12 protein-coding genes are annotated in these 15,370 nt (G+C 47.6%); 2 read left to right on the forward strand and 10 right to left on the reverse strand.

The features are described 5' to 3' along the window. The first annotated feature begins 21 nt into the window (after positions 1-21). Positions 22-723 (forward strand): 6-hydroxymethylpterin diphosphokinase MptE-like protein, encoded by a 702-nt coding sequence (locus B9T34_RS02570; protein ID WP_086211661.1) that lies wholly within the window; start codon positions 22-24, stop codon positions 721-723. Between the two features lie 37 nt (positions 724-760). Here the strand turns inward: B9T34_RS02570 and B9T34_RS02575 are convergent, their stop codons facing one another. The 3 genes from B9T34_RS02575 to B9T34_RS02585 all read right to left on the reverse strand — a co-directional run bounded on the left by B9T34_RS02575 (position 761) and on the right by B9T34_RS02585 (position 6,446). After that, positions 761-2,728: a 2-oxo acid dehydrogenase subunit E2 gene (locus B9T34_RS02575; RefSeq protein ID WP_086211577.1), complete on the reverse strand. Its 1,968-nt coding sequence runs from the start codon at positions 2,726-2,728 to the stop codon at positions 761-763. Positions 2,729-2,730: 2 nt separating this feature from the next. Continuing rightward, positions 2,731-5,433 (reverse strand): pyruvate dehydrogenase (acetyl-transferring), homodimeric type, encoded by a 2,703-nt coding sequence (aceE, locus tag B9T34_RS02580; protein ID WP_086211578.1) that lies wholly within the window; start codon positions 5,431-5,433, stop codon positions 2,731-2,733. 326 nt (positions 5,434-5,759) lie between these two features. Continuing rightward, positions 5,760-6,446, reverse strand: a complete 687-nt coding sequence (locus B9T34_RS02585) for a M23 family metallopeptidase (RefSeq protein ID WP_086211579.1) — start codon at positions 6,444-6,446, stop codon at positions 5,760-5,762. Between the two features lie 109 nt (positions 6,447-6,555). On the opposite strand from B9T34_RS02585, the gene B9T34_RS02590 reads away from it, so the two are divergent. Continuing rightward, the gene (locus B9T34_RS02590) at positions 6,556-6,996 is read left to right on the forward strand and encodes a DciA family protein (RefSeq protein ID WP_086211580.1); all 441 of its coding nucleotides are present in this window, start codon (positions 6,556-6,558) and stop codon (positions 6,994-6,996) included. 96 nt (positions 6,997-7,092) lie between these two features. Here the strand turns inward: B9T34_RS02590 and lpxC are convergent, their stop codons facing one another. The 7 genes from lpxC to murG all read right to left on the reverse strand — a co-directional run bounded on the left by lpxC (position 7,093) and on the right by murG (position 15,208). Continuing rightward, positions 7,093-7,995: a UDP-3-O-acyl-N-acetylglucosamine deacetylase gene (lpxC, locus tag B9T34_RS02595; RefSeq protein ID WP_086211581.1), complete on the reverse strand. Its 903-nt coding sequence runs from the start codon at positions 7,993-7,995 to the stop codon at positions 7,093-7,095. Positions 7,996-8,121: 126 nt separating this feature from the next. Continuing rightward, positions 8,122-9,315 (reverse strand): cell division protein FtsZ, encoded by a 1,194-nt coding sequence (ftsZ, locus tag B9T34_RS02600; protein WP_086211582.1) that lies wholly within the window; start codon positions 9,313-9,315, stop codon positions 8,122-8,124. 157 nt (positions 9,316-9,472) lie between these two features. Continuing rightward, the gene (gene ftsA / locus B9T34_RS02605) at positions 9,473-10,735 is read right to left on the reverse strand and encodes a cell division protein FtsA (protein ID WP_086211583.1); all 1,263 of its coding nucleotides are present in this window, start codon (positions 10,733-10,735) and stop codon (positions 9,473-9,475) included. A gap of 68 nt (positions 10,736-10,803) precedes the next feature. Continuing rightward, positions 10,804-11,658: a cell division protein FtsQ/DivIB gene (locus B9T34_RS02610; protein WP_086211584.1), complete on the reverse strand. Its 855-nt coding sequence runs from the start codon at positions 11,656-11,658 to the stop codon at positions 10,804-10,806. Positions 11,659-11,661: 3 nt separating this feature from the next. Further along, on the reverse strand, positions 11,662-12,591 hold the full coding sequence (locus tag B9T34_RS02615; protein ID WP_086211585.1) for a D-alanine--D-alanine ligase: 930 nt from the start codon (positions 12,589-12,591) through the stop codon (positions 11,662-11,664). A gap of 58 nt (positions 12,592-12,649) precedes the next feature. Next, positions 12,650-14,098: a UDP-N-acetylmuramate--L-alanine ligase gene (gene murC / locus B9T34_RS02620; RefSeq protein ID WP_086211586.1), complete on the reverse strand. Its 1,449-nt coding sequence runs from the start codon at positions 14,096-14,098 to the stop codon at positions 12,650-12,652. A gap of 12 nt (positions 14,099-14,110) precedes the next feature. Further along, positions 14,111-15,208, reverse strand: a complete 1,098-nt coding sequence (gene murG / locus B9T34_RS02625) for an undecaprenyldiphospho-muramoylpentapeptide beta-N-acetylglucosaminyltransferase (protein WP_086211587.1) — start codon at positions 15,206-15,208, stop codon at positions 14,111-14,113. Between the last annotated feature and the right edge of the window lie 162 nt (positions 15,209-15,370).

Genomic DNA, 15,370 nt, shown 5'->3' on the forward strand with positions numbered 1-15,370 from the left:
ACACATTTTGAATATTGCACCATGAATCAATCTTTAGACCCTATGCAAAGCCTGCTGCAGCAGTACCGTCAAGTACAGAATATTGTCATTTTGGGCGGCGGGCCATCTTTACAGACTTTAGATTTAGCCCAGCTGCATCCTACTCAAGAATGCCTCATCATCTGCTGCAATCAGGCTTTTCAATTGATGCCTCAGGCGCAGATCGCGCATCACTCTGATTATCAATGGTGGAAAAACTATCAGCAGGCACTGGACACTGAATTTCAAGGGCAGCTGATTACAGGCTGCGGACTGGGCAGCAATGCCAGCTATCCTGAGCATATTCATCAATTCAGCACCTGCCAAAATGACCAGCTGGCGTCACTTTTTCAATCCCTTCGGCTGACTTATGGCAATAACTGCGGCTTGCAAGCCTTGGCGCTGGCGCATTTATTTCAGCCCGAATCCATATGGCTGGCAGGCTTTGACTTTAAAGCGCAGGAACAGCGCAGCCACGGTTATGTCAAATATGACCATAAAGATATGAGCCATTATGAAAAATTTTGGGGATTTTTTCTCAAAGATTTCTCACGCTTTGAGCGGCTGCGCCATTCACTTTGGCCGCAGCATTATCCTGAACGCAATCTGCCGCAAATTTACAACCTGAATGCAGACTCAGCACTGAAGCTCTACCCATGTCCAGTGCAGCTTCCGCCTTTCCTGCAAATAAAAAACCCTGCCTAGGCAGGGTTTTATTCTACAGATATGCAAATATCTGAGATTAGATCAGCAAAGTACGGATATCTTTCAGCAGCTTGGTCAGCTTATTGCTGAAACGCGCTGCATCTGCACCATTAATCACACGGTGATCATAAGACAATGACAGCGGCAGCATCAGCTTTGGATCAAAGCCTTCACCATTCCATACGGGCTGCATCGTCGCTGGCGAAATGCCTAAAATAGCGACTTGCGGCCAATTTACCAGCGGTGTAAAGGCTGTTCCGCCAATTGCGCCTAAGCTGGAAATGGTAAAGTTCGCGCCCTGCAAATCTTTTGGCGACAGCTTTTTGTCACGCGCTTTTTGACCCAACTCACCCAATTCCACCGCAATCTGCTTAATGGATTTTTGATCTGGATTGCGCAGCACAGGAACGGTCAAACCGTCCGGTGTTGCAACCGCAATGCCCATATGGATCTCATTGCGCAGCAGCACTGATTTGCCGTCATCAGCCAGATGGCCTGCAAATTCACGCTCTTCTTTCAGCAAATGCGCAACCGCTTTAATGATGAACGCCATAATAGTCAGGCTGATGCCATCTTTCTTAAAGCCGCCTTTCAGATCATTGCGCCATGCTTCAAGCTCTGTAATATCCGCCAAATCGAACTGCGTCACTTGCGGAATAAAGTTGTTCAATGACAGCTGCGGAATAGAAACCTGCTGCAAGCGAGTCAGCATTTTTTCCTCTACGCCGCCAAAAGCATCAAAACTCGGCAATTTAGGCAATGCAGAAGCCTGTACTGCAGAAGCTGCTGCTGGCGCAGCTTGAGGTGCAGTCAAACGCGTTTTCACATAAGCAACAATATCTTCTTTCATCACGCGCGCATGCGGGCCAGATGCTTTCACCTCTGACAAAATCACACCTAACTCACGCGCCAGCTTACGCACCGCCGGGCCTGCATAAACTTTGCCATTGGCATCATTCTGCGCTTTGGTCAGCTTATCTGCACCCTGTTCTGACACAGGAACAGCAGCCGACTGTACTGCAGGCGTAGGCTGCGCTTTGGTTTCAGCTTTAGGCGCTGGAGCAGAAGCAGCCGCAGGTGCCGCGGCTGGAGCGGAAGATTCACCCTCAATCGTCACCAAAGCCAAGCCTTCGCTCACGTTTTGACCGAGCTCAACATGAATCGCTTTAATCACCCCTGCTGCTGTGCTCGGCACTTCAACAGTGGCTTTATCAGACTCCACGACCACAATGCTTTGATCTTTTTCGACCGTATCGCCTACTTTCACCAGAATTTCAGCAACAGCGGCTTTATCTACACCTAAATCAGGCACAGCAATCTCAATGGCGCCCGTTTGCACTGGTGCAGCTTGAGCCGCAGCTGGAGCTTCCACAGGCGCTGGGGCAGCTGCAGGAGCGCTTGCTGCTTTTGGCGCTTCCGCTGCCGGTTCAGAACCTGCAGTTTTAACAGTCAGAATAATCACGCCTTCTTTCACGCTGTCTCCAGCTTGAATCGCGATAGATTCTACCGTGCCGGCAACCGTGCTCGGCACTTCTACTGACGCTTTGTCTGATTCCAGCAATACTAAACTGTCGTCAACGTCAACGGTGTCGCCCACCTTCACTAGAATTTCAGCAACTGTGGCTTTTTCCACACCAATGTCTGGCACTTGCACATCGACCGCAGCAGATGCAGCCGCTGGAGTTGCCTGCGCAGGTGGCGCCTGTTCCGCTGCTGCTACCGCTGGCTGAGGCGCTGGAGCCGCTTCAGCTTTCGGTGCTTCTGCTGCAGGCGCTGCATCTTCAGTTTCAAGCTCAATCAGCACCGTGCCTTCCGCGACATTATCGCCCAAAGCCACAGAAATGCTTTTGACCACGCCAGCAGCTGTGCTTGGCACTTCTACTGACGCTTTGTCTGATTCCAATAGAACGACGCTGTCATCAACTGCAACGGTGTCGCCCACTTTCACTAAAATTTCCGCAACAGTGGCTTTATCTACACCAATATCAGGAGTCGTAATTTGCATGATTAGTTCTCCTCTTTGTAGTCAGCAACAGGGTGCAGTTCAGGATGCGCTTGCGGCAGCCATGCCACTGGACGGTCTGTGTCTAATTCAAAAGTAGAGATCGCATCTTTCACTAAACGCGCATCCACTTCGCCTTCATCTGCCAATTTTTTCAGCGTTGCCACCACAATGTGCGCCGCATCTACACCAAAGTAGCTGCGCAAATTCGCACGGGTATCCGAACGGCCATAGCCATCTGTACCCAATGCTACAAATGGGCGGTTGTCTGGCAGATACGCGCGGATCTGTTCACTATACGCGCGCATATGATCTGTTGCTGATACCACGATGCCGTTTGTACCGCGAAGCTGCTGAGATACCCACGCTTCTTTTGACGTTTCCGCCATTGGATGCAAGCGGTTGTATTCTTCACACGCCATGCCGTCACGCGCCAATTCATTGAAGCTGGTTACGCTGAATACATTTGAGTGAATTTGATATTCATCACGCAGAATTTGAGCCGCTTTGATCACTTCACGCAGAATCACGCCTGAACCCATCAGCTGAACAGTGGCTTTTTCATCTTCCTGCAGTAAATACATACCGCGCTTGATGCCTTCTTCAGCGCCTTGCGGCATTTCAGGGTGTTCGTAGTTTTCGTTCATTACTGTTAGGTAATAGAACACACGCTCTTGGTTCACATACATGCGCTGCAAGCCGTCATGCACAATCACCGCCAATTCATAGCCGAAACATGGGTCATAAGACACGCAGTTTGGAATAGTATTGGCTAAAATATGCGAGTGGCCATCCTGATGCTGCAAGCCTTCGCCGTTCAATGTGGTACGGCCGGCTGTTGCGCCCAACAGGAAGCCTTGCGCCTGCGCATCGCCCGCTGCCCATGCAATATCGCCGATACGCTGGAAGCCGAACATTGAGTAGTACATGTACATTGGAATCATTGGCAGGTTATTGGTTGAATAACTGGTTGCCAACGCTGCCCAAGCACTCATCGCACCGGCTTCGTTAATGCCCTCTTGCAGCATGTGACCGTCTTTTGCTTCACGGTAATGCATCAGCTGTTCTTGGTCTTCAGGCGTATATTTTTGACCGTGCGCTGCGTAGATACCCAACTGACGGAACATACCTTCTAAACCAAAAGTACGCGCTTCATCTGGAACGATTGGAACAACACGGTCTTTAATCGCTTTTTCTTTCAATAACGATGCAATTAAACGCACCATCAACATAGTCGTTGACTGTTCTTTGCCACCGCTGCCTTTCAATACCGCATCAAATACAGATAACTCTGGAATTGCCAGCTGCTCGCTTTCTTTGCGGCGCGCAGGCAAATACCCACCAAGCGCTTCACGGCGTGCTTTCATGTATTTCAGTTCAGGCGAATTTTCGCTTGGACGGTAGAACGGCAGTTCTTCCAGCTGATCATCATTAAATGGCAAGTTAAAACGGTCACGGACATATTTCAGCGAGTCAATTTGCATCTTTTTAATCTGATGCGTTTTGTTCACTGCTTCAATTTCTTCAGACAGACCATAGCCTTTAACTGTTTTCGCCAAGATTACTGTTGGCTGGCCTTTGGCTGTACATGCTTCTGCATAAGCAGCAAAAACTTTGTACGGGTCATGTCCGCCGCGGTTTAGATTATCAATATCTTCATCGCTCAGGTCTTTAACCAGTTCTTTCGCTTCTGGGTATTTACCGAAGAATTTTTCACGCGTATAAGCGCCGCCTTTCACTTGATAGCGCTGGAAATCGCCATCAACCGCTTCTTCCATCACAGACTGAAGTGCGCCAGTTGTATCTTTTGCCAACAGCGGGTCCCAATGACGGCCCCAAACGACTTTAATGACACGCCAGCCCGCACCGCGGAACAATGACTCAAGCTCCTGAATGATTTTACCGTTGCCGCGTACAGGGCCATCCAGACGCTGCAAGTTACAGTTCACAACCCAAATTAAGTTATCGAGTTTTTCACGGCCAGCCAGTGAAATTGCGCCTAAACTTTCAGGCTCATCCATCTCACCATCGCCTAGATATGCCCAGACTTTACGATCTTCTTCTTTGATCAAGCCGCGGTTCATCAAATATTTTTGAATATGCGCTTGATAGATCGACATGATCGGGCCTAGGCCCATCGATACTGTTGGGAACTGCCAATAATCCGGCATCAAATATGGATGTGGATAGCTTGGTAAGCCAATGCCGCCTACTTCGCGGCGGAAATTACTTAAATGTTCTTCTGTTAAACGGCCTTCAAGGAATGAACGCGCATAAATACCTGGCGCACAATGGCCTTGGTAGTAAATCATGTCGCCGCCGAAGCTGTCGCTGTTGGCGCGGAAAAAGTGGTTAAAGCCCACATCGTATAATGTTGCTGAAGACGCAAAGCTGGCCAAGTGACCGCCCAAATCATCCCCAGTTTTGTTGGCGCGAAGCACCATTGCCAAAGCATTCCAGCGGATCAGCGCGCGAATGCGGCGCTCCATGTCCTGATCGCCCGGCATTGCTGGCTGTTCTTCAACTGAAATCGTATTTCGGTAAGGAGTATTTAGACGCTGAATAGGAACATGCTTAGCGATGGCGCGCTGGTACAGTTTTTCAAGCAGAAAAGCTGCACGCTCTGTTCCCATATGCTTTAAAACTGAATCGAATGCGTCTTGCCATTCTTGGGTTTCCTGCGCATCTGTATCGCCATAGAACGCCATATTTCACCTATCCTGTGAGCCTAATCAATGCATCTATATGTACCATACTTTGCGTTAGCGCAGTTATGGCTGCGGATGAATACGACATTGGACTAATATTTAGGAAATAAATAGACATTGACCATTCCTTACACAAATCAGCAAAAAATAGCCAATAACGAATAAACAATAACCGTTTTCTATTCTATAAAGTGATAGTGTCAAATGTGTAGGTATAAAATGTAAAAAAGCCACTGCTTGAGTTTTCAGGTTCAGGCAGTGGCTTTTCGATTAAACAGTTTTTTTAAGTTTTTTATGCAATATGTTTTTATAGTCGTATGGGACGCTTACGGCAGCATCGCCAAGTAAGTTGATGGATTTTTGCGCTGGCCGTCTTTCACTACTTCATAGTGCAGATGCGGACCCGTACAGCGTCCTGTACAGCCTACATTGGCAATTTGTTCGCCAGCTTCCACACGGTCGCCTACGCGCGCAATGAGGCGTGATGCGTGTGCATAGCGGGTAAGATAGCCATTGCCATGATTAATTTCGACATATTGACCATAGCCTGTGCCCCAGCCTGACTTAGTGACAATGCCTGGGCCAGTCGCATAAATCGGTGTGCCGCTCGGCGCTGACATATCTAAGCCAGAGTGGTTTTCCGCGCGTCCGCCCATAGTACGTCCGCCATAGTTAGAGCTGATGCGCTTTAAATCTGGAAGCGGATGAGTGACCAGCCATGAATACGGATTGCCAGATGATGCAGAAAATGATTTTGTGCTGCTAGTACCGTATTTTTTTGCCAGCGAGGCATTATTGAGTTCAATCGTCTTTTCACGCAATTGAACATTCAATTTCGTTTCAGCAGGAATATCAATATCGCTGGATTCAGAATAGGCACCTTGTGATAAAGTGCGGGTAAGCTGCTCAATACGGTCTGATCCGTCTTGATTTACTTCTACCAAGTCCGCAAACGCAACTGATGCTGCTGAAGCGGCGAATGAAAATGCCAATAAAATACGGCGCAAATGCATAAAAAACCTCATTTAAACTGTTCTTAATCGAATTCTTTGAGTGATCTCTTCCTTGATATCTACTGAAAGAAGCGCATAAGATTAGGACATAAACATGAAGGAAATATGAATGTCAGAACCCTTGAACATCTTTCAACAAACAAGAAAACACTTAAAAACAGGAAACTTTACGTTTCTCTCAACGCAAGTTGCTGCTTGGCAGAAACTCACGAAACTCGTTCAACCTTTATTGCCCCAGCCGGAGCAATGGCAAGTTGTTTGTTATCAAAATGGCGTGCTGATGCTTACTGGTGAAAATCAGGCTCTGGTGAGCCAACTGGCGTATCTTCAAAAGCAATATATTACTCAGCTTTCACAAATACAGGAATTGAAGGATTTAAACAAGATTCAGGTACGCTTAAGAACTCCGTCTCAAACGACACCGCCCCCTGAAAAAGTTTCAGAACCGCTCAGCCCCGAAACGCAAGAAATGCTGCGCAATGCTGCTGACTTTGTGAACGACCCTAAGCTTAGCCAAGCTATGCTGCGTTTGGCAAGCAATAAAAAGTAACCGGCCCGAGACTGGCCGCTTTCATTAAAAATTTTATGTGACCCAATTAACAGTTTAATTTGTTACATTATAACACTGCATTTAAAAGACAATGACTTATGTCACACTGACGTAGCTGATCGGGCAAGCATTAATGTCATCAAATGTTACAATTTCGTAGCTCGTTGGATCGCTTTTAACATTGCGCAGCAGCTGATTATTCAAAGCATGGCCAGACTTATATGCATCATATTTCGCAATAATTTGATGGCCAAGCAAATATAGATCGCCCACAGCATCTAATATTTTGTGACGAACAAACTCATCCGCGAAACGCAGCCCTTCTTCATTGACCACACCGGTATCATCCAAACCGACCGCATTGTCCAAACTCGCGCCCAGCGCCAAATTGTTGGATTTCAGATAATCCAAATCTTTCATAAAGCCAAATGTGCGCGCTTCACTGACTTCATAGACAAATGTTTCGGTTGAAAAATCAATGGATGCAGACTGATCTTCTTTTTTAAATGCAGGATGGTCAAAATCAATCGTGAAATTCAGCTGAAAGCCTTCATGCGGGCTGAATACCGCTTTTTTATCATCAATTAAGGCCTCAACCGGCTTTAAGATTTTAATGAATTTTTTTGGCGCATTTTGTTCAGCCAAACCGCCCTGCATCAGCAAATAGATAAATGGGCCAGCACTGCCATCCATAATCGGAACTTCAGACGCAGACACCTCGATAACCAAATTATCAATGCCCAGACCCGCAATTGCGCTCATAATATGTTCAATGGTGCCCACTTTGGCATTTTCCTGCACCAAGTTCGAGCACATAAACGCTTCCTGAATCAGCATCGCATCTGCTGGAATATCCACTTGCGGCTCCAGATCAATGCGGCGAAACACAATTCCCCCATCTGCATGATGCGGCACAAAGTTAATCATAACTTTTTGCCCACTATGAAGACCAATTCCGCTCGCTTTCACGACGCGCTGCAGGGTACGCTGTTTCAACATGCTTTTTCATTCGTCGGTAGATAAAACCGCTATACGTTAGCATATTTGGCCATTGATAAAAAACAAAAAAGGCAGCGAAAGCGCTGCCTTTTTCTGTTTTTTATTTAAAAATCAATATACTTAAGCTTATTTACGCTGTTGATTTTTTAGATAATCCTGAATGCTCATTGGCGTTGGACGCGGACTTGAAACAGCAGGAGCAGACTGAATTGACGCACCATTTGTACCATCCGCCTGCTGACGCTGAATCGCTGGCACATCATCTTCATCCACAGCTTGAACTGCTGAAGGACGCATAGACTGCTGTACATTTGGGCGTTTTACAGGTTCAGCAGTATCTGCAGAATTACGTGTTAAGCCAGTTGCAATCACAGTTACGCTGATTTCATCACGCGCATCTGGATCAAATACTGTGCCGTAGAACACCTGACCTTCATCAAGATCGACAATTTGGTTCACGACATCGGTAATTTCTTCAATCTCACCGAAAGTCACATCATCGCCGCCTGTCACGTTAATCAGAATACCTTTGGCATTCATAATCGTTACGTTATCCAGCAATGGACTGCGGATGGCTTGTTCAGCTGCTTGACGCGCACGGTTTTCACCGCGGCCGCTGCCCGCACCCATCATTGCATAACCACGTGTGCTCATGGCAGTTTTCAAATCGGCAAAGTCAAGGTTGATATGACCCGGACGAACCACCAAATCAAAGATACTGCGCACCGCATTCAATAACACATCGTCTGCTTTTTTATACGCGTCTTTCATTGAAATGTCGCGGAATACTTTAAGCAGGCGCTGGTTTGGAATAATGATCAAAGAATCAACATGCGCTTCTAAAGCTTCAATGCCTTTTTCTGCAGACTGCTGGCGGCGCTTGCCTTCAAAATTAAATGGCGTAGTCACTACACCTACAGTCAGAATGCCCATTTCTTTGGCAATTTCTGCTACGACTGGCGCAGCGCCCGTGCCTGTGCCGCCGCCCATGCCTGCAGTGACAAACACCATATCGGTGCCTTCCAAATGCTGGCGGATCAGCTCACGGCTTTCTTCAGCAGCAGCCTGACCCACTTGCGGATTTGCGCCAGCGCCTAAACCGCGCGTGCCCTGCTCACCCAATTGGATTTTGAATTGCGCATTCATGCGGTCCAGCGCTTGCTTATCTGTATTGGCACAGACAAATTTGACACCCTGAATGTCTGATTCAAGCATATGCTGTACAGCGTTTCCGCCTGCACCGCCTACACCGAATACTGTAAAACGGGCTTGACCAATGCTATCGCTTTGATCATCTTCTAAAAATTCAAATGAGGCCATGACCTGTAAAATTCCTAATCATAATTGGCAGTTACATCAGCCCGTATACTGCCTTGATCTTAATAAAATTGTTTTTAGAATGCGGTCCCAGCCCGAGCTTGTCAAGTTCAAGCGATATTCCGTACAACTTCCCAACAATATTCCCAAAAATTTCCACCTAAAAGATGGATTTCAGCGTCTCATTCAACCCTGACCAAGCCCGTTTAAACCGCTGCATCACAGATAAACGTTCTGGATCATCCTGCTCAACAATCGTATCCTGCGTATCGCTTTGACTGAACATCAGCAGTCCAGCTGCAGTTGCATATTGCGAACGGCGCAGCGCAGCCTGATTTTGATCTTCTGCATTCACCTGAACCGGCGGATTGCCCAAATGCGCAGATACACCTAAAGTCTTGCGCGCAAAACTGACCATGCCTTCAATCTGCCCTGCATCACCTGTCAGCACCACACCATGATATAAGCCGTGAATCGCGCCGTTGCGTTCCAGAACCTCACGCACCATACCTAGAATTTCATCGTAGCGGGCAATAATGATGTCTGTCAGCTCGATCCGGCTGATGGTTTGCGGGCCATCAATGCCTTGGAATTGAATCATATGGTCTGGTTTCACGACTTTCAGATCAACACAGCCATACAGCAGCTTGATGCGTTCCGCTTCTTCAGTCGTTGTCTGCAATACCGCGGCAATATCACGCGTTACATGCTCACCGCCGCGCTGAATCGTATGCGTCATGGCTAAACGGCCATCTAAATATACTGCAACATTGGTTGTGCCTGCACCAATATCCAGCAAGCAGACGCCATATTCACGCTCATCTTTCAGCAGGCTGGCTTCCGCCGTCGCCAAGCTGGAAATCACCATGCGCTCTACACCGATATTCGCGCCTTTCAGCGCGCGGTCTAGGTTTTGCATGGTGCTGATCGGCAGCATCATCAGATGGTAATGTCCCGTCATGCTTTGTGCAGACATGCGTACGGGATTAAGCACCCATTCAGGTGCATCATCCAGCTCAAAACCCAGCGGCACAGCGCTGACCATATAATGATCCGAGGTTAAATGGCTAGCTTTAGCCAACTCTAATGCGCGCACCACTTCATTGGTTGTTATCGTATGATCCGCATTTTGTACTGGAGTACGCCCAGAGGCATAAAAACTTTTTAACTCAGCGCTAGGAATGGAAATCCAAGCCGAATGCACACGGCACTCTGCCATGTCTTCCGCTTCCTGCACTGCATTTTTAATCGCGGTAATTACTTTATCGAGACTGACAATTTTGCCTTTATTCATGCCTCGGTTACGAGCGGTCGCCATGCCAATAACCTGAATATTATCAGGTGCATGTACCTTACCAATCAAAACTGAAACTTTATGTGTCCCAATGTCAATCGCAACAACTGAGGGAACAGCTTCATTCATTATTTACTACTACCATTCACATGTGTGTTTAATTTATGGCGCAATGCCTCTATGTGTAAAGCCCAACATTATGGCTTTACGGTTATTCCGTCTGCAATGCCTGTGTCATTAATCGTTACAACAAAGTGGCCATTCACGATTTTAGGCGGCACAGCATTTTTCCACTGGATTGCCAAACCATTGCGATAGCGCAAATCAATTGCTGAGATATTAGACCAAACTGGCTTTAAATCTGTATTTGCCAGATGACTCAAGCGTTGAAGCTTACTCATGGTTTGATCCTGATCGACAATAATGCGCAGGCCAGAATCAAACTGCATAAACCAAGTCATGCGCTCCGTTAAATATAATTCTTTTAAACGGATGCCGACTGGAAGGAATAACTGGTTAATTTCGTTGTAGCGGCGCATCATCATTTTTGAATGCGTCACAGGCCCATGTAGCAGTGGCAGGTTTTGATAATCACGCGGTGTGACTTCCGTAAACACATCGCCGCTGTCACTCAGCAAACGCCCTGTTCCCCAACGGGCAATCGCATTGCGGGGCATTACACGCACACGTATGGCATTTGGCCATGCGCGCGATACAACTACGCGGTCGACCCAAGACATTTCTAGGGTACGGTCACGTATGGTTTTTAAATCTGAGGTGAAGTAGTTTTCCTTCACCATCGGCGCTACATGCATCCGTACTTGTTTTTGTTCTGCGTCTGAGCGTGTGCCGACGACATCAAGCGATGCGATTTGCGCATCAGTCATCACCCGATATAAGCCAAAAATCCCTGCAGCCAATACCACTGCCGCCACCAAAAGCAATAACCAGCCGCCCGCATTCGCAAGCTTTTCCTTTCGCGTCGGAGGCTTGTCATGAATTGAGGTGACTGCTGCCCGCTTGCGGCGCATGGATGCAGGGAGTTGAGCCATATCTTAGTGAGCCGTGCCCGTCAGTGTCTGCTCTAAAATAGCAACACAAAGCTGATCAAAGTCCAGACCGACCGCTTTAGCCGCTTTCGGCACTAAAGAGTGGCTGGTCATACCCGGTACCGTATTGACTTCAAGCAGCCAGAAATTGCCATTTTCATCCTGCATGGCATCAATACGGCCCCAGCCGCTTGCGCCAACAGCCTGAAATGCGCGTAAACACAGCGCTTGCAGGCGTTTTTCTTCATCTTCAGACAAGCCGCATGGAATACCGTACTGCACATCATTGCGGTTGTATTTTGCTTCATAATCGTAAAACGCAACATCTTTTGGCGGTTCTAAACGAATCACCGGCAAAGCCTGACCATTTAAGATCACAATCGTAAATTCACGGCCTGTGATCCACTTTTCAGCCATGACCACTGCATCGTGTTCAGTCGCCTTTTCAATCGCATCTGCAAAGTCTTCAATTTTTTCAACTTTGCTCATGCCAATGCTTGAACCTTCATGCACAGGCTTAATAATGAACGGCAAACCAATGCTGTTCACAATTTCATTCAGGTCTGAATCTTTGCTGACAATACGGTACGGCGCTGTCGGCAATTCTGAACCTTGCCAAACCTGCTTGGTTTTCACCTTGTCCATGCCGATCGCAGAACCCTGTACGCCAGTGCCTGTATACGGAAGATTCAGCCACTCCAAAGCGCCTTGAATCTGGCCATCTTCACCGCCGCGGCCATGCAGCACAATAAATGCGCGGTCATAGGCCACAAGCTCAGTGATACTGCGCTCTTGCGGATCAAAACCTTCCGCATTTACCCCTGAGCGCACCAATGCTTCAAGTACCGCGTTACCGCTATCTAGAGAAACCCCGCGTTCAGCAGATTTACCACCAAACAAAACGGCAACTTTGCCGAACTTTGAAGCATTTGACACGTTTATATCCTTAAACTTTAAAATTGGTCGATTTACTCAAAATCGCATCTGAGGATGCTTATTTTAAATATAGGCTGTTTTGAGCCAGCTCAATTGAGATAGCTCCCACATTACCTGCGCCCTGTGTTAATAACAAGTCACCTGCTTGTAACACTTTTTTCATCGCGTTCTGAAGGTTGCCTTCTACAGGATCAATCAGAATCGGCTCAACCTCACCGCGCAGGCGGATGCTTCGCGCCAAAGCGCGGCTGTCAGCGCCAACAATCGGTTTCTCTCCCGCAGAATAAACTTCCAGCAGAAGCAATTGATCAACTTGTGACAATACATCAACAAAATCATCAAAACAGTCACGGGTACGGCTGTAGCGGTGCGGCTGGAACATCATGACCAAACGGCGGTCCGGATGGCTGGCGCGGGCTGCTTTAATGGTTGCTTCAACTTCTTTAGGATGGTGGCCATAGTCATCCACCAGCTTCACATCACCCGCTTCCAGCGCAAATTGACCCTGAACTTGGAAACGGCGGCCTACACCGCTAAAGCCTTCCAATGCGCGCGCAATGGCTGCATCAGACACGCCTTCATCTGTGGCAATGCCGATGGCGGCCAATGCGTTTAGAATGTTGTGCGCGCCCGGCATATTAATGGTTAAACGCAGCGGTTCACGGTCTTTACGCAGCACCGTAAAATGCGACTGCATACCGTCCTGCTCTACATCTACCGCACGGATGTCATTGTCTTCATGAAAGCCATAGGTCAGCAATGGACGGCCAATGCGCGGCATGATTTCACGGATATTGGCATCATCGCCGCAAACAACAGCTAAGCCATAGAATGGAAGCTTTTGCAGGAACTGCACAAAAGTGTCTTTTAGGACATCAAAGCTGCCGCCATAGGTATCCATATGGTCGGCATCAATGTTGGTCACAATAGCAGCCATTGGCTGCAAAAATAAGAAGGACGCATCTGACTCATCCGCTTCAGCCACAATAAAACGGCTCGCGCCCAATGCAGCATTGACACCTGTACGGTTCAGCAATCCGCCAATCACGTAAGTCGGGTCCATGTTTTCTTCTGCAAGCATGCAGGTCACCAGACTAGTGGTCGTGGTTTTGCCATGCGTACCCGCAACAGCAATACCGTGACGGTAGCGCATCAATTCACCCAGCATTTCTGCACGGCGAACCACAGGCACCCGTCCATCAATGGCAGCTTTGATTTCTGGATTTTCTGGATCAATCGCTGTCGATACAACCAATACATTCGCATCTAGAATATTTTCCGCGGTATGGCCGATATAGACTTTAATGCCGTTTTCTTCCAGCTGCGCAGTCGTTTTTGACGCTTTAATGTCTGAACCCGATACTTTATAGCCTTGGTTCTTCAAGACTTCTGCAATACCGCACATGCCTGCACCGCCAATCCCCACAAAATGAATGTGTTTGATACGGCGCATTTCTGGCACTTTAATTAACTTTTTCGCTTGCTCAGCAGGACTTGAAGGAGACATAAATTACTCGGTTTACAATTCTTGAATTAAACGAACGACATGCTGCGCAGCATCTGGCTGTGCTTGACGGCGCGCTTTGACTGCCATTTCCTGTAATAGCTGGCGGTTCATCAGCGGCTGCAGCAATGCAGTTAAACTTTCTGGGGTCATTTGAGCCTGCGGGCAAATTTTCGCAGCCTGAATGTCTGCCAGGAATTTGGCATTTGCAGTTTGATGATCATCTACAGCGCTTGGCAGCGGCACAAAAACGGCAGCCAAACCCGCTGTTGCAATTTCCGTTACGGTCAAAGCGCCAGCACGGCAAATAATCAGGTCTGCATCTGAATAGGCTTGCGCCATATCTTCAATAAAAGGTGAAACTTCAACTTTTAAAAATTCAGGCGCATCAGCATAGCGGGCCTGCGTAGTTTCTGCGTTATTTTGTCCGCATTGATGAAACACGCTTAAAGGCACATTCAGCTGCTTTAATGCTTCCGGCACGCATTCATTTAATGCGCGCGCGCCTAATGATCCGCCCACAATTAAAATACGCAGCGGCAGCCCCGCCTTTTCACGCTCTTGATAGCGCCAAGACGGATTTAAAATTTCAGTGATTTCCTTGCGCACAGGATTGCCTGTTGCAACGACTTTATCTTGTGCAGGAAAGGTATTTGGAAAAGCTTCACAGACTGTTTTGGCAATCCGCGACAGCTGAGTATTGGTAAAACCGGCAACTGCATTTTGCTCGTGAATAATCACAGGAATACCCAAAGCGCGGGCAGCCAAACCGCCGGGACCTGCCACATAGCCGCCAAAGCCGGCAACAGCGTCAACTTTCAGCTGCTTCATATAGCGCATTGCGCTAAGCGTTGCTTTTAGAATTTTAAAGGGCGCCAAGACTTTGCGCACAATGCCATTGCCGCGCACGCCTTGAATGTCAATTTGATAAATCGGGATATTGTGGTTTTTCAGCAGCCGATTTTCCATGCCTGCCGGCGTTGCCAGCCAAGACACTTCAATGCCTTTTTGCTGTAATTCCTTTGCTACGGCCAAAGCTGGGAACACATGGCCGCCCGTTCCTGCGGCCATCATCATTACATGTTTAGGCTGTTTTAGCTGTGCATCAGTCACGGTCTAATTCTTCAATTTAAATAAGGCTAGTATGAGTCTTTATAAGCAGACAATTGTAATCACAAACGCATTGCCGTGAAAGTTTATTTACGGGTTTTCACCGACTGCACCATTGTTTTTTTCTGCAGATTTTCAAGTTTAAACTAGTTTTATTATTAATCG

Origin of the sequence: Acinetobacter sp. ANC 3813 (assembly GCF_002135435.1) — a bacterium.
GTDB lineage: Bacteria > Pseudomonadota > Gammaproteobacteria > Pseudomonadales > Moraxellaceae > Acinetobacter.